Origin of the sequence: Rhizobium aouanii, from assembly GCF_037002925.1 — a bacterium.
Lineage (GTDB): Bacteria > Pseudomonadota > Alphaproteobacteria > Rhizobiales > Rhizobiaceae > Rhizobium > Rhizobium aouanii.
The window spans coordinates 335,114-349,915 of record NZ_JBAMYD010000001.1 but is presented as its reverse complement, the minus strand read 5'-3'; the positions used below and the strand labels follow the sequence as shown (position 1 = coordinate 349,915).

Genomic DNA, 14,802 nt, shown 5'->3' with positions numbered 1-14,802 from the left:
AGTGAGCGCCGTTCAGATCCGGCGCTGTCGATGCGCAAGCAGATAGGTGATTTGCATGACAGAATAACGAAAGGCAGTGGCGTCTAATTCACGTTTAACGTGAAGCCACCGCAATATGGCTTGAAATTGCGAAGCTTTCCGGCAGCAAAAATTCGCAGTCTGTATCGCCTGCGATACATATCGCCGCCTCCGCCAGCCGGTGGGCGAGGCCGAAACTGACCTTAAAGCCGCCGGTCAGCGCGATCAGGCGCCGGTGGTCGGGGTGGCGACCGATCATCGGATCCCGATCGATCGCCTTCGGGCGAAGCCCGGCCCAGCGCTCAACAACGGTGGCGTCGCGAAGGGGGGGCACGATGCCACGCGCCGCATTGATCAGCGCGTCGAGCTGGGCGTCGGTCGACGTCGGATCGCCAAAGCGGTTCTCGCTGGTGCTGCCGATGGCCGCGTGTCCGCCTTCATGCGCGACGACATAGAGCCCGTTGAGGAAGATCGTCGGCAGTGCCGGGTCGATATCGGCTTTCAACAATGCCGCCTGCCCCTTGACCGGCTGGCCGAGCGGCTGTTTCAGCCCCGGCGTCAGGTTCTGCAACAACTGAAAGGACTGATGGCCGGCGGCCAGGATGCAGTGGCTGAAAACGATGGTTTCGCCGTTGATTTCGGCCATGCCGCGATCGGGATCAAGGCCGGCAACCGTCGCATGCTCCAGAATGCGAACATGCTTTGCCTGCCGCAGGTAGGCGATAAGCACTGCGATCAGCAAGCGGGGCGCAACGCGGGCGGCGAGCGTGTCATGCACGAAGCCGCTCTCGCCGGCAGACGCCTCGATCCACCCGTCTATCAGCGGCCGGTCGAGCACATGCCAGTGGAAGCGGCGGTCTCCCGCCCGCCAATGGCGTTCGGCGTCCTCGCAGTGGCCGCGTGCTATTGTGGTGAGATGGGGCTTCGGCAGCGGGATCAGCCGCCCGGAACGGCGGTAACCGGCAGAAAGTCCGGTCTCGGCCTCGAGGGCGGCGATCTCGGCTTCGAGCGAGACCAGCGCATCGAACTGGAACTGCTTCTTCTCCGACCACCGGTCCGGCATATGCGGCATCAGCGCGCCGAGCAGGCCGCCGCTTGCACCCTCGCCCAATCTGCCGGCGTCACTGATAAGAGTCCGGATGCCCCGGCGCTCGGCATGGACGGCCGCCCAGAGGCCCATGATGCCGCCACCGACGATCAGCAATTCGCAGGACGATTGACCTGAGGTCGGCTGAGGATTATCGGCTTTTTCCATGACAGACGTGAACCCCGATCAGATTGGCGCAGGTGCGCCGCAGCCGCTCGAATGGCGCGACGGCGATATGCCTTATTCCACCGCCTTTGGCGATCATTTTTATTGCCAGACCGATGGGCGGCTGGAATGCGGCCATGTTTTTCTCGCCGGCAACGGCCTGCCGGAGCGCTGGAATGGGCGGCAGAGATTCCAGATCGGCGAGCTTGGCTTCGGCACCGGCCTGAACTTCACTGAAACCTGGCGGCAATGGAAGCTCCACCGTGCAGACGGCCAGCACCTGCATTTCACCTCCTTCGAACTTTATCCGATGCGCGGCGAAGAAATCGGCAGGGCGCTGTCGCACTGGCCGGAGATCGATGTCGAGCGCGAGGCGCTGACAGCGGCGTGGCCGCAAGCGCCTGATGGCATCGTTGAGCTTGATCTCGATGCCCAGACGATGCTCAGCGTGGTCTGCGGCCATGCCTTGGAGGGCGTGGCGGCAGCCACGCCCGGCTTCGACGCCTGGTATCTCGACGGCTTCGCCCCGTCGCGCAACAGCGATATGTGGTCGGAGCAGCTGATGCGGCTCGTCTGTGAGAAAAGCGCAGCCGGTGGCACCTTCGCCACCTATGCGGCGGCTGGCTTCGTGCGCCGCAACCTCATCGCCGCGGGTTTTGCCGTCGAGCGCCGCAAGGGCTTTGCCGGCAAGCGCGAAATGCTCTGCGGCATCAAGTAAACTCGGGTAAGTGCGATCGATTCAAACGGCTGCGTTGCTAACAGTTATCACTCTGTGCGATAATAGTCCGAGAGGAACCAATATGGCCAGCAGCGCGAATCTTGGACAGCAACTCGAAAACTATGTGAACGAACTCGTGAAATCGGGGCGTTACAACTCTCGCAGTGAAGTTCTGCGGGAAGGTGTCCGGCTTGTCGAGGAGCGGGAAAAACGGCTGATGGCGCTCGATCTGGCAATCAGCCAGGGGATCGCCGACGCGGAAGCAGGTCGCTTCAAGCCCATCAGCGATGTCGCCGCCCGCCTTGCGGCCAAATATGACGGCCGTTCGTGATCGTCCTCATCACCGCGCAGGCGGAGGCGGATCTCGAACGTATTGGCGACTATATCGCTGAGGACAATCCGCAGCGGGCGGCAAGCTTCATCCAAGAACTGCTGGAACGGTGTGAGCGTCTGGCAGAAACACCGAACGGTTTTTCATTGGTTCCACGTTACGAACACACCGGCGTTCGCCGCCGTCCTTACGGCAACTATTTGATCTTTTATCGCATTGGCGAGGATCGTATCGAGATCCTGCATATCCTCAACGGCGCTCAGGATTTCGAGAGCATCCTGTTTTCCGAAGGTTCAAATCAGTAGCTGGTGCGCTCCGGCTGCTGCTCGCTCGTTCCGAGCCACTGACGGATTTTTTCCTCGAGCAGCTCGGGGCTGATCGGCTTCGACATGTAGTCGTCCATGCCGGCATCGAGGCAAAGTTCGCGGTCGCTTTCGAGCGCGTGAGCGGTAACGCCGATGATCGGCACCCGGTGGCCCGGCCCCTTTTCCCGTTCGCGGATCGCCCGGGTCGCCTGATGGCCGTTCATGACGGGCATCGAGACGTCCATCATGATGATGCGCGGCGCATGCCTCTCCCAGGCGGCGACCGCCTCCTCGCCATTCTCGACGACGAGAAAGGAAAGACCCGTGCCTTGCAGGATCTGTGTGAAGACAATCTGGTTGACCTCGTTGTCCTCGGCGACGAGCACGTCGACGAATTCAGCGGTCCGTTTCTGCGGCGCCGGCGCAGGCGCCGGCACGACCGCTTCCGTCTGCAGCCGAGCGATCTCGGCCTCGGATGCCTGCTTGACGCGGCTGGCGCGCACCACTTCGACCACGGTGTTGCGCAGCACGTTGGCGCGCGCCGGCTTCATCAGATGTGCGTGGCCGTTCAGCGCCGCGAATTCTTTTTCCGTGCCCGAAATATCCATCGATGTCAGGAAGATGATCGGCAGTTCGACGAAGCGGGGATCGGCGCGCAGCCTGCGCGCGACATCGGCGCCGTTCATATCGGGCATGTGGTAGTCGAGCACGACGGCATCGACGGTGACGCCGAGATTGGCCGCCGCCTCCAGGATTGCAAGCCCGGTGCCGCCGCCCTCGGCGGCCACGCCGTCGAAGCCCCAGAGAGACAGCTGCTCGGTGAGGATTCGCCGGTTTACTTCATTGTCGTCGACGACGAGGATACGCGCACCCTGCACGTTGATCGGCAACGGCTTCGGCTCAAGGTGGGCGGCCGCCACCGCAAACGGCAGATTGATGGTGAAGACGGAGCCCTTGCCCCATTCGCTTTCGACGTTGAGATAACCGCCGAAAAGATCGACGAGCCCGGCGGTGATCGCAAGACCGAGGCCGGTTCCTTCATGCCGCCGGGTCGACGAGGCGTCCACCTGCGAGAATTTATCAAACACCGATTCGAGCTTCTCCGGCGGAATGCCGATCCCGGTATCCTCGATGCGGATGCACGCCATGATCTCGCCGCCGGCCGCCGGCTGGAAGCCAACATCGACGAAGACATGGCCGCGCTCGGTGAACTTGACGGCGTTGCCGACGAGATTGGTGACGATCTGGCGGAAGCGCCCGGCGTCGCCGATCACGGTGGCGGGCAGATCGGGTGCGGCCCGCACCAGCAGTTCGATGTTCTTCTCGGCGGCGTGCGAGGACAAGAGTGTCGCCACGTCCTCCACCGCTTCGGTAATATCGAAGGCGGCCTTGCGCAGTTTCATCTGCCCGGCGTCGATCTTCGAGAAGTCGAGGATATCGTTGATGATCGTCAGCAGCGCATTGCCCGACTTGACGATGATATCGACGAAGGTCTTCTGGCGCGTATCGAGATTGGTCTTGGCGAGCAGCTCCGCCATGCCGAGCACGCCGTTCATCGGTGTGCGGATCTCATGGCTCATATTGGCAAGGAATTCGGATTTGGCGCGATCGGCGGCTTCGGCGCGCGACAGCAGCTGGCGCAGCTCCTCCTCGCGGCTCTTGAGCTCGGTGACGTCGGTAAAAAGCGCCACCCAGTGCTGCCCCTTGCTGACCGTCGCATCCATGTTCACCCAGCGCTCGCCGCCGACATGGAAGGCCGTGGAGATCGGCAACCTGGCCGCGATATTGTCGCGCCAACCTTGCAGAATCTCGACCGCGTCCTCGTGGAAGTCGCCGCGCGCCGCGCAGAACTCGAACATGCCGAGCCAACCCTGCCCGGTCTCGATATAGGTGGCGGGAATCTCCAGGATATGAGCCAACGCCTCATTGGACATCTTGATAATGCCGTCCTGAACGATGGCTAGGCCCTGCGGCATGGCATGCGTCGCGTCGCGCAACAACTCGCCGAGATGTTCCAGCGCGGCACGGGCCTCGTGGACTTCATTTTCCCGCTCACGCACGGCCGTAATGTCGGCATAGGTGAGCAGGATCCGGTCGTTCGAGATACGGCGGCTATCGAAGATGACGGATTTGCCGCCCGCCCAGCCGAGCTCGATCGGCTCGGGCTCCTCGGTCTCGAACAGGTGCTTGCGGAAATCGTAAATCTCCTCGGGCGTCTGCGTGCCGTCGTAGCGACCGAGCTCATAATTGCGGCGGATGACGTCGATGAAGGGGCGGCCGTCAAAGCGATCGTCGAGCGGCAGCTCCCAGATGCTGTAGAATTCGTCGTTGACGTAGAGGATCTGGTGGTCGTTATCGAGGATCAGCACGCCGACCGGCAGCGAGCGCAGGATATTCTCGATATCCCGGTGCAGCACTTCTTCCTGCTTCCGCGCTTCGATCAGTGCCTTCTCCCGCTCCTTGAGCGGTGAAATGTCAGAAAAGGAGCCGACGACATAGGCTCGCCCGTCCGCCGTCACGACACGCTTGACTCGCGAGATCACGGGATGGATGCGGCCATCCTTGCTCGGCATTACGCCTTCCAGCTCTTGCGACAGGTCTTGTTCCAGCGACAGCCGGTTTTCCTGGTAGATCGCCTCGCCGCCCTCCGAGCCGAACATTTCATATTCGGTCATTCCCAGCATCCGCGAACGCTCATGGCCGCTGAAAGTCTCATAATACTGGTTGGCATAGACGAGGCGATGTTTCTCGTCGCGCACGAAAACCGCGACCGGCAGATCCTCCATGATGGTGCGCAGCAGGTCGCGTTCGTCGACGCTCGCGTGCCAGTTCGAATCGCTAGGGGCTACCGTTTTCTCGCAGTTGCGATAGGCGGCGTTGACGACCAGAGGCCGGCCGTCTTTGGCGAAGATGCCGATCGGGTGGTCGAGCTGTTCCAGCGCCTCGCGCACGCGGGCGAAATCGGCGGCGGCGCTATCGTCCGCGGCCCGGCGCGGCGCCGCTCGCACTTCGAAAATGCCGAGCACGTAAGCCCGGTCCGGCGACGGCGAGAAGCTTTCGATCTGGATGCGCTCATGGTCGACCCCCGCCGCATCGAAGCAGATGGCGTTTTCCTCGGTGCCGAACACCAGTGCGCGACGTTCCTTGTCCTCGCGCTCCTCTTCCTCGGGACGGTCGAGAAGCTCGCGGCTGCGCCTGCCGATGAAATCGGAAATCTCGCGGCCTAGAAAGCGGGCATAGGCCTCGTTGACGGCGATATAACGCAGCTCGCTGTTCTTGACATAGGCCGGGGTATCCAGATCAGCGATCCGGCGGCAAGCCAACTCCAGAAGTTCCCCGGCTGATTTCAAAAAATATCGCTCCCGCAATAAATGAAATATCGACTACAAAAACTATAACGCCAAGGCTTTTAACAAGGTTTTAACCATAAATTCGACAGCGGAATTTTACGAGCCGGCTCACCAAGCTGAAGACATTTCGGGATTACCAGCCCCGGCTTGCACGAGACTGAAAGGACACCCGTCACAAATCCTTTCGACGTCGGGATCCGTGGAAATCATGACGAAAATTTAATGCCCGAAACCGCTTGCGCGGCCATTGCGCCGCCGCGATCTAGGCCGAGTCTTCGGCATGGCTTTGTGGAAGCCATGCCCATGAAAGGAAAATACCATGTCCGTTCTTCATAAGACCATGGCGACGGGCCTGATCGCGCTGACCTTTGCCGGCGCCTCGCTCGCCACCGCTACCACCGCCGATGCCCGTCCACGCGATGCCTTCTGGGGCGGCCTTGCCGCTGGCGTCGTCGGCGGTGCTCTTCTGTCGGAGGCAGCCCGCCCCGCCTATCCTGTCTATCCCGCCTATCCTGTTTATCGCCCCTATCCCGTCTATAGGACCTATTATCGGCCGTCCTATTGCCATATCGAATGGCGGCACGATCGCTGGGGCGAGCCCTACCGCGTCAAAGTCTGCCCGGAATAAAGAAGCCTCAATTCGGCGCCGCTTGACCTCCCGGCGGCGCCGATTCAGCACAACGGCGAGCTTCGACATCAGTGCCGATGGCGCAATGCCCACGACCTCACTCAATCTGACGAAACGCTTTTGCTCCACAATGCCGGAGCAATAATTCCGCGCTAAATCCTCGATAGGCAATCTGTTCGCGCTCTGTCAAATATCGCAAAAGGCAGCTAGTAATCCGCTCATAGCGTTCACGCGCCATGCTTTCGCTATCGATCGCATTTCAAGCATTCAGCCGGACATTAAGCATGCAGATGGGCAGAGACGGAATGGCCACGAACATCCCAACTGCCGGTTGGGCGACAGACGTTGTCGATTTCCTATCCCGAAACCTCCCTCGCACCGATGAGGAAGAGGGTTGGGACCATATGTTCCTAACGGCCTATCAGATCGGTTGTGACGCTCTGGTGGCACTTGGTGAGGCTGATGAAACCCGCGGAGGTGCGATCCCGCGTAAGAATGCCCGACTACCTGACGAACTGCCGCGTTGGGACGACCTGTGCGTCTCGGTGCTTCGACTGGCTGCACAGCAGAGGTTGCTATCTTATCGCCTGCCTGACAGCAGTGTGCCTCTAGCGACGGGTGACTGGGTCGTTTACCGGATAGGCGCACCTTCTCCACCTCCGCCGAACATCGCTGCTGCTAACGGTCTTGGTCCCGCGTTCGCAACATCCGAAGTCTTGTCAGTCCTTCGGGCAGTGGGGTTACTGGCCGAAGGCCGTTGGACCGACATTGCTGAAACCGTATTCTGGCGAGACTGGCCAGAGGAATGGGAAATGGATGTCACCTTCGATCCCCGTTTCTCTAAAGCGGTCGAGCAAGCCCTCGCTACGATACCAGCTGATATCCGCGCCGAAATGGACAAACTTGTCACCATCACCGGCGCCGATGTCACGGCCGCGGTGAAGCGAAGTGCATCAGCTGTAGAAGAGTCGCGCACTAAATATGGGCCGAACGCCTCTATAGGCCCGCCCGACACGCCCGAACAGGCAAGAAGAGGCTTGGAGTTCCTACGCCAGATCGAACTTGACTGGCTGTTCTTCCGCCGCTGGCGTCTTGCTGACGGTTGGCTCACGCCGAAGGAAGCGAGCAAAGCGCTGGAAATCTTCCACGACGATCTCGCTATCGCCATGCGGCGCGCCGTCGCTAAACGGCTCTATCCGAACTTGACGTTCGCGACCGCCAGATAAGCGGGAGGACCAGCATGCCGGAACCGCTCAAGAACCTGCTGCATGAAGCACTGGTCGGTGATATGGCCGATCGCATTGCCGGCAACGCGCCGACTTTCGATAGAAGCCGCTTCGTGATGCTGGCGACCGACGGCCTCGGAGCGCTGGAGCTGATGGAGCGCTCGGCCCTGATCCGCGACGCGCTGTTTGCCACGCTTCCCGGTGATTTCCGAGAGGCCGCAGCCATCCTGACGGCAAGCCTGCCCGCCGCCGGCAGGCCGGGGCTCTCCGGCTGGATGCTGCTGCCGGTCAATCAGTTCATCGCCGCACGCGGCCTTGATCACTTCGATCTCGGTCTCGATCTCCTGAAGGCGCTGACGCCGCATTTCACCGCCGAGTTCGGCATCCGCCCCTTTATCCACCGCGACCAGCAGCGCGCACTGGCCATCATTTCCGGCTGGCTCGACGATCCCGACCAGCATGTGCGCCGGCTGGCGAGCGAGGGAACGCGGCCGCGCCTGCCCTGGGCGATGCGTCTGCCGCAGCTCGTGAAGGATCCGGCGCCGATCCTGCCCATCCTAACCGCGCTGATGGATGATCCGGAGGATTATGTCCGCCGCTCCGTGGCCAACAGCCTGAACGACGTCGCCAAGGACCACCCGGATCTGGTCGCCGCCTTCATCGCCAGTCATATCGACGGCGCTTCATCCGAACGCCGCTGGCTGCTGAAACATGCCTCGCGTACGCTTCTGAAGAAAGGCCACGCGCAGGCGCTCGCCAATTTCGGCTTCGCCGCCACCGCTTCGCTCGAATGCGAACTGCGGCTCAGGAATGCTGAGGTGATGTTCGGCGAAGGGCTGGATTTCGAAATCCGGGTGACAAACGCCGGCGAGATCACGCAGTCACTGATGATCGACTACGCCATTCACCATGTGAAGAGCGACGGTTCGCTCTCACCCAAGGTCTTCAAGTGCAAGGCGATAATGCTCGCTCCGGGACAAAACCATACAATTGAGCGCCGCCACGCCATGCGGCCGATCACCACGCGACGCTATTATCCAGGCGAACATCGCATCGCCATCCTCGTCAACGGCGCGGAGACCGCATCGCAAAGCTTCGTCCTCGTCATGCCCTCACCTGACCCAGCTTGAGGCTTTCTTGTGCACTGCACTTGACTTTCCACGCGAACTAGCCCAAATGCGGGTCAGCTTTCACCCTTCCGGCCGCCGCGTGAGCGTGCCCCTGCTGAAAAATACAGACGCAGGAAGAAGGGACAAAAGCGCATTTCGATAGAGCGCCGCACTTCCCATGAGCGGCCAGAAGCGCTGGAAAGCTTTTTCCAACTCACAAGTTCCCACTTCACGCGGGGTTCTTGACGCCAGAATGAAACCGGATCGCATGGTGCGTTCCGGCGATAGTCATTGTGGCGCCCCGAAAGATTATACCTTGACTAATTTTGAATCGCTTGGTGTCTCCAAGCCGATCGTCGCTACTTTGTTCCAGCTCGGCATCGAAACGCCGACGCCGATCCAGGAACATGCCATTCCTCTCCTCCTCGAAGGCCGCGACCTGATCGGCCTTGCCCAGACAGGCACCGGCAAGACTGCCGCTTTCGGCCTGCCGCTGATCGAAAAGCTGCTCGCCGACGAACGGCGCCCCGACAACCGCACGACGCGTACGCTGATCCTCGCACCGACCCGCGAACTGGTGAACCAGATCGCCGAGAGCCTGAAGAAGTTCATCCGCAAATCGTCGCTGCGGATCAATGTCGTCGTCGGCGGCGTCTCGATCAACAAGCAGCAGCTTCAGCTCGAAAAAGGCACCGATATCCTCGTCGCCACGCCGGGCCGCCTGCTCGACCTCGTCAATCGCCGCGCGATCACGCTGACTGCGGTTCGTTATCTCGTGCTCGACGAAGCCGACCAGATGCTGGACCTCGGCTTCGTGCATGATCTGCGCAAGATCGCCAAGATGGTGCCGAAAAAGCGCCAGACCATGCTCTTCTCGGCCACCATGCCGAAGGCGATCGCCGATCTCGCCGGCGAATATCTCGTCGATCCCGTCAAGGTCGAAGTCACGCCCCCCGGCAAGGCTGCCGACAAGGTCGAACAGTACGTCCATTTCGTCGGCGGCAAGAACGACAAGACGGAACTGCTCCGCAAGTCGCTGACCGAAAACCCTGACGGCCGCGCCATGGTCTTCCTGCGCACCAAGCACGGTGCGGAGAAGCTGATGAAGCATCTCGAGAATATCGGCTATTCCGTTGCCTCGATCCACGGCAACAAGAGCCAGGGCCAGCGCGAACGGGCGCTGAAGGCCTTCCGCGATGGCAGCATCAAGACGCTGATCGCCACCGACGTCGCCGCCCGCGGCATCGACATCCCGGCTGTCAGCCACGTCTACAACTACGACCTGCCTGAAGTGCCTGACGCCTATGTCCACCGCATCGGCCGCACGGCGCGCGCCGGTCGCGACGGCATCGCCATCGCTTTCTGCGCTCCCGACGAAGCCAAGCTGCTGCGTGATATCGAGCGCCTGATGGGCATCGACATCACTGTCGCAAGCGGCGAAGCGCCGGCAAACATCAGCGGCGGATCCCGCCGTGCCAACGGCAATGGCAATAACCGCAATCGTAATGGCGGCCAGGGTCGTGGCGACCAGAACCGTTCGGAGCATCGCGGCAGCCGTCAGGAACGCCGCCCGCGCCGCGAAGGTGAAGGCAGCGAAGTCCGCGCCGGCGGCGAGGAGCGTCGTCCGCGTCCGGAGCGTCCGACCGGCCGCAACGAGGATTTCCGCGGTCAGCGCCGCGGTGAAGCGACCCCGGATCTCGGCCCCGACAACGATCTGGCCTCGACCTCCGATTTCCGCGCCTCTGCAAAACCACAGCGTCCAGCCCATCATGGCGCCCATGCCAATGGTGAGCCGAGCGGTCATCATCGCGGCAACAGCCGTCACGCCCATGGCCGCCCGGCCCGCAAGCATGGCGAGGACCGCGGCCCGCAACAGGCCCAGGCCGGCGAACCGCGCCGCGACGGCAACGGCGGCAACCGTCGCGGTGGCTCCGGCTCCCGCAACGGTGGCGGCCAGCGCCGCGAACGCGCCTGATCGTCGAGCGACTGAAAAGCAGAAAGGCCGGGATATCTCCGGCCTTTTTATTATCACGCCTCCGCAGGCCTATGCTCGCTGAACGCCTTGCGGTTCGTGAGATAGACGCCTGTCACGACGACCACGGTGCCGACGATCAGCGGCAGGGTCAGCGGTTCCCCGAAGGCGATGAAGGCTTCGAGAGCAACAGCCGGCGGCATCAGGTAGATCAGCGAGGCGGCGCGTGACACCTGACCCCGGCGGATCAGATAGAGCAGCAGTCCGACGCCACCCATCGACAGGCCGAAGACCGACCAGGCCAGCGCGCCATAGGCTTGCGCGGCGCCGTCGAAATGTTGATGCTCGAAGATCAGCGAAAGCGGTAGGGTGAGGATCAGCGCGCCGACATATTGCAGGGTCGCGATGGTTCTGAGGTCGCCGGATTGCAAGTGTTTCTTCTGATAGAGCGTGCCGTAGGTGACCGACGCCATAGCGGCGAGATTGATCGCCAGCGGCAGGGCGGCATGCGTCAGATCGGCGGTCGCCGGATCGAGCAGCTTCGGCGAAATGGCGATGGCAATGCCGACGAAGCCGAGGGCAAGGCCGAGCCTCTGAGCCCGCTGCAGCCGCTCGCCGATGAGGAAGGGAGCGGCCATCGCCGTCAGCAGCGGCTGCAGCGCCGCGATGATGCCCGATATGCCGGCCGGCACGCCGTTGGCGATCGCCCACCAGAGACCGGCGAGGTAGAAACCATGCAGGAAGAAGCCGGAATAGACGGCGCGCAGCACCGTCGCCCGGCTTTTTGGCCATTGCGCCCGCACCACCAGGCAGAGCGCCAGGAAGGCCGCCGCCGACAGAGCGTAGCGTATCGAAAGAAAGGTGAAGGGTTCGGAATGCAGCGAGGCGTATTTCGCCACCACCCAGCCCGTGGACCAAAGCAGGACGAAGACGGTGGGAGCTAGGCGATCGAGGGACATGGAGCGGCTCGGGAGAGAGGGGTGGCCGTGCTGATAGCCCCAGCTGGCGGCTGCCGTCAAAGGCGAAGCGTTGATGCTTATCTGAAATTTCGCTGATGGCTGGGTTGAGTGGATTGGCCGGAGGGATGATATTTTCAACATGACGAACGAGCCGTCGGCAGATCGACATCATGCCACCGCAACGAAGAATCGCCGGCGATCTTCCCGCTCTCCGTCATCCCTGTGCTCGTCACAGGGATCCAGCGCGCCCAAGTCCTTGGGCGCGGGAGACTCTTTTCATAAGGGTATTCGAATCATTCGCCGCGCAGACGCGCGTCGGCTGGATTCCTGTGACGAGCACAGGAATGACGGACCGTGTGGTGAGGCTGAGCTCCCTCCATATCTACCGAACGAAAAACAATCACATGCTCAGATTTTGCGCAAGCATCGAGATCCACTATCCGCCATGCCGCACCGCATCACTCTAAATGCCCAGATTTTCACCCGCTTCCCGCAGCGCAAAATCTTTTCCTCGAACTGCGCATGGTTCTTGCATTGCCATTTGCGTTGTATTCAAATGAAGAAAAAGGGGAGCCGCGCTTTTGGCATTTGATGAAATGATTACCGGGGACGAAAGTCCTCGCCCGCCTTACGAAAAATACTTCGAGTGGTACAACAGCCAAGACCGGGCGCATCTGATTGCCAAATCCCGCGATGCGGAAAACATCTTCCGGAAGACCGGCATCACCTTCGCGGTCTACGGCCATGCCGACAGTTCCGAAAAACTCATCCCCTTCGACATCATTCCCCGCATCATCTCCGCCCGCGAATGGCGCAAGCTCGCCCAGGGCATCGAGCAGCGGGTGATCGCGCTGAATGCCTTTCTCGACGATATCTATCACAAGCAGGAGATCATCCGCGCCGGCCGCGTTCCGCGCGAGCTGATCGAGAACAACGTCACCTTCATCCCCGAAATGATCGGCTTCCGGCCGCCCGGCGGCGTCTATACTCACATCGTCGGCACTGACATCGTGCGCACCGGCGAGGACCAGTTTTACGTGCTGGAGGATAATGCCCGCACGCCCTCCGGTGTCAGTTACATGCTGGAAAACCGGGAAACCATGATGCAGATGTTCCCTGAACTCTTTCATGAGAACAAGGTGCAGCGTGTCGAGGATTATCCCTATCTGCTGCGCCAGAGCCTCGCCTCGCTGGCGCCTCCCGGCTGCAAGGGCAAACCGCGTGTCGCCGTGCTGACGCCGGGCATCTACAATTCCGCCTATTACGAGCATTCCTTCCTCGCCGACATGATGGGCGTCGAACTGGTCGAGGGCGCGGATCTGCGCGTCATCGACGGCAAGGTGAAGATGAGGACGACACGCGGTTACGAAGCGATCGACGTGCTCTACCGCCGCGTCGACGACGACTTCCTCGATCCCCTGACCTTCCGGTCCGATTCCGCGCTCGGCATTCCCGGCATCATGGATGTCTACCGCTCCGGCAACATCACCATCGCCAATGCGCCGGGCACCGGCATTTGCGACGACAAGGCGATCTACTCCTATATGCCCGAGATCGTCGAATTCTATACCGGCCGCAAGGCGCTGCTCGAAAACGTGCCGACCTGGCGCTGTTCGGAAGCCGACAGCCTGAAATATGTGCTGGAACACCTGGAAGACCTCGTCGTCAAGGAGGTGCACGGCTCCGGCGGCTACGGCATGCTGGTCGGCCCGACGGCATCGAAGAAGGAGCGCGCCGATTTCGCCGAGAAGCTGAAGGCCAAGCCGAACAATTATATCGCCCAGCCGACGCTGTCGCTCTCTACCGTGCCGATCCTTGTCAACAAGGGAATTGCGCCGCGCCATGTCGACCTTCGCCCCTATGTGCTTGTATCCGACAAGGTGCAGATCATTCCGGGCGGGCTGACCCGCGTGGCGCTGAAGCAGGGCTCGCTGGTGGTCAATTCCAGCCAGGGCGGCGGCACCAAAGACACTTGGGTATTGGAGGACTGATGCTCGGAAGAACAGCAAATGGCCTCTACTGGATGTTTCGTTACATCGAGCGCGCCGAAAATATAGCCCGCTTGATCGATGCGGGGTTGCGCATGTCGCTGACCCGCAGCAGCACCGGCGATGACAATTGGGATGGCGTGCTGCAAAGCGCGGGTGTGCGTGAGGCTTATGACGAAGGCCACAACAAGCTGACCAACGCCGATGCGATCGACTATCTCCTGCGCGATCGCAGCAATCCGTCGAGCGTCATGTCTTGCATCGATTCCGGCCGCAACAATGCCCGCATGGTGCGCACGGCGCTGACGCGGGAGACCTGGGAAGCGACCAACGAATGCTGGATCGACCTGAAGTCGCTGCTCGAAAAGCGCGTCAAGGCGGCCGAAATGCCAGAGGTGATCGACGTCATCAAACGCCGCGCCGGCCTCATCCGCGGCGCCTTCCATGGTTCGACGCTACGCAACGAGCTCTATAACTTTGCCCGCATCGGCACCTTCATCGAGCGGGCCGACAATACCAGCCGCATCCTCGACGTGAAATATTACGTGCTGCTGCCCTCGGTCTCGGCCGTTGGTTCCTCCCTAGACAATGTGCAGTGGGAATCGATCCTGCGCTCGGTTTCCGCGCACCGCGCCTATAGCTGGGCCTATGACGGCGAATACCGGGCGATGAACATTGCCGACTTCCTGACCCTGAATGTCCAGATGCCGCGCTCGCTTGCCTATTGCTACGAGAAGATCGTCAGCAATCTCGGCTATCTCGCCCAGGATTACGAGGCGCGGCTTCCTGCCCATGATACCGCGGATGCAATCCGCACCACCCTGCAGACGAGGGCGATCCGGGATATCATGGATCAGGGCCTGCACGAGTTCCTGGAGGATTTCGTCTCGCGCAACAACAAGCTCGGCGCGGAAATTTCCGATGGCTACCGGTTCTATGTATAAGC

The 14,802-nt window shown here is 61.4% G+C and carries 12 protein-coding genes; 9 read left to right on the top strand and 3 right to left on the bottom strand.

The window, feature by feature from the left end; translation table 11 throughout:
• Window positions 1-94: 94 nt before the first annotated feature.
• Complete coding sequence (locus tag V8P77_RS01675) at window positions 95-1,273, bottom strand: NAD(P)/FAD-dependent oxidoreductase (RefSeq protein WP_335910355.1); 1,179 nt, start codon at window positions 1,271-1,273, stop codon at window positions 95-97.
• On the opposite strand from V8P77_RS01675, the gene mnmC2 reads away from it, so the two are divergent.
• The 3 genes from mnmC2 to V8P77_RS01660 all read left to right on the top strand — a co-directional run bounded on the left by mnmC2 (window position 1,272) and on the right by V8P77_RS01660 (window position 2,624).
• Window positions 1,272-1,988, top strand: a complete 717-nt coding sequence (gene mnmC2 / locus V8P77_RS01670; RefSeq protein ID WP_335910354.1) for a tRNA (5-methylaminomethyl-2-thiouridine)(34)-methyltransferase MnmC2 — start codon at window positions 1,272-1,274, stop codon at window positions 1,986-1,988. The genes V8P77_RS01675 and mnmC2 overlap by 2 nt on opposite strands.
• Before the next feature lie 82 nt (window positions 1,989-2,070).
• Window positions 2,071-2,319 (top strand): type II toxin-antitoxin system ParD family antitoxin, encoded by a 249-nt coding sequence (locus V8P77_RS01665; protein ID WP_335910353.1) that lies wholly within the window; start codon window positions 2,071-2,073, stop codon window positions 2,317-2,319.
• Window positions 2,316-2,624, top strand: coding sequence for a type II toxin-antitoxin system RelE/ParE family toxin (locus V8P77_RS01660; RefSeq protein ID WP_335910352.1), 309 nt, complete (start codon window positions 2,316-2,318; stop codon window positions 2,622-2,624). The genes V8P77_RS01665 and V8P77_RS01660 overlap by 4 nt, the downstream gene beginning before the upstream one ends.
• Here the strand turns inward: V8P77_RS01660 and V8P77_RS01655 are convergent.
• Window positions 2,618-5,974, bottom strand: coding sequence for a PAS domain-containing hybrid sensor histidine kinase/response regulator (locus tag V8P77_RS01655; RefSeq protein ID WP_335910351.1), 3,357 nt, complete (start codon window positions 5,972-5,974; stop codon window positions 2,618-2,620). The genes V8P77_RS01660 and V8P77_RS01655 overlap by 7 nt on opposite strands.
• A 319-nt stretch (window positions 5,975-6,293) precedes the next feature.
• Between V8P77_RS01655 and V8P77_RS01650 the strand changes: the two genes are divergently transcribed.
• The 4 genes from V8P77_RS01650 (at window position 6,294) to V8P77_RS01635 (ending at window position 10,912) form a co-directional block, all read left to right on the top strand.
• Complete coding sequence (locus tag V8P77_RS01650) at window positions 6,294-6,602, top strand: hypothetical protein (RefSeq protein ID WP_138330303.1); 309 nt, start codon at window positions 6,294-6,296, stop codon at window positions 6,600-6,602.
• Window positions 6,603-6,907: 305 nt separating this feature from the next.
• Window positions 6,908-7,828 (top strand): hypothetical protein, encoded by a 921-nt coding sequence (locus V8P77_RS01645; RefSeq protein ID WP_335910350.1) that lies wholly within the window; start codon window positions 6,908-6,910, stop codon window positions 7,826-7,828.
• Window positions 7,829-7,842: 14 nt separating this feature from the next.
• Window positions 7,843-8,958, top strand: a complete 1,116-nt coding sequence (locus V8P77_RS01640) for a DNA alkylation repair protein (RefSeq protein ID WP_335910349.1) — start codon at window positions 7,843-7,845, stop codon at window positions 8,956-8,958.
• A 247-nt stretch (window positions 8,959-9,205) separates the two neighbouring features.
• Window positions 9,206-10,912: a DEAD/DEAH box helicase gene (locus V8P77_RS01635; protein WP_335910709.1), complete on the top strand. Its 1,707-nt coding sequence runs from the start codon at window positions 9,206-9,208 to the stop codon at window positions 10,910-10,912.
• 53 nt (window positions 10,913-10,965) lie between these two features.
• Here the strand turns inward: V8P77_RS01635 and V8P77_RS01630 are convergent, their stop codons facing one another.
• Window positions 10,966-11,868 (bottom strand): DMT family transporter, encoded by a 903-nt coding sequence (locus V8P77_RS01630; protein WP_335910348.1) that lies wholly within the window; start codon window positions 11,866-11,868, stop codon window positions 10,966-10,968.
• Between the two features lie 581 nt (window positions 11,869-12,449).
• On the opposite strand from V8P77_RS01630, the gene V8P77_RS01625 reads away from it, so the two are divergent.
• Both V8P77_RS01625 and V8P77_RS01620 read left to right on the top strand, forming a co-directional pair.
• Window positions 12,450-13,859: a circularly permuted type 2 ATP-grasp protein gene (locus V8P77_RS01625; RefSeq protein WP_168344519.1), complete on the top strand. Its 1,410-nt coding sequence runs from the start codon at window positions 12,450-12,452 to the stop codon at window positions 13,857-13,859.
• On the top strand, window positions 13,859-14,800 hold the full coding sequence (locus tag V8P77_RS01620) for an alpha-E domain-containing protein (RefSeq protein ID WP_335910347.1): 942 nt from the start codon (window positions 13,859-13,861) through the stop codon (window positions 14,798-14,800). The genes V8P77_RS01625 and V8P77_RS01620 overlap by 1 nt, the downstream gene beginning before the upstream one ends.
• The last annotated feature ends 2 nt before the right edge of the window (window positions 14,801-14,802 follow it).

What these genes read in the sequence shown, in the direction of transcription:
- V8P77_RS01675 (WP_335910355.1), bottom strand. Translation starts at nt 1,273, where the DNA reads ATGGAAAAAGCCGATAATCCTCAGCCGACCTCAGGTCAATCGTCCTGC.
- V8P77_RS01640 (WP_335910349.1), top strand. Translation starts at nt 7,843, where the DNA reads ATGCCGGAACCGCTCAAGAACCTGCTGCATGAAGCACTGGTCGGTGAT.
- V8P77_RS01630 (WP_335910348.1), bottom strand. Translation starts at nt 11,868, where the DNA reads ATGTCCCTCGATCGCCTAGCTCCCACCGTCTTCGTCCTGCTTTGGTCC.
- V8P77_RS01620 (WP_335910347.1), top strand. Translation starts at nt 13,859, where the DNA reads ATGCTCGGAAGAACAGCAAATGGCCTCTACTGGATGTTTCGTTACATC.
- V8P77_RS01650 (WP_138330303.1), top strand. Translation starts at nt 6,294, where the DNA reads ATGTCCGTTCTTCATAAGACCATGGCGACGGGCCTGATCGCGCTGACC.
- V8P77_RS01645 (WP_335910350.1), top strand. Translation starts at nt 6,908, where the DNA reads ATGGCCACGAACATCCCAACTGCCGGTTGGGCGACAGACGTTGTCGAT.
- mnmC2 (WP_335910354.1), top strand. Translation starts at nt 1,272, where the DNA reads ATGACAGACGTGAACCCCGATCAGATTGGCGCAGGTGCGCCGCAGCCG.
- V8P77_RS01665 (WP_335910353.1), top strand. Translation starts at nt 2,071, where the DNA reads ATGGCCAGCAGCGCGAATCTTGGACAGCAACTCGAAAACTATGTGAAC.
- V8P77_RS01635 (WP_335910709.1), top strand. Translation starts at nt 9,206, where the DNA reads ATGGTGCGTTCCGGCGATAGTCATTGTGGCGCCCCGAAAGATTATACC.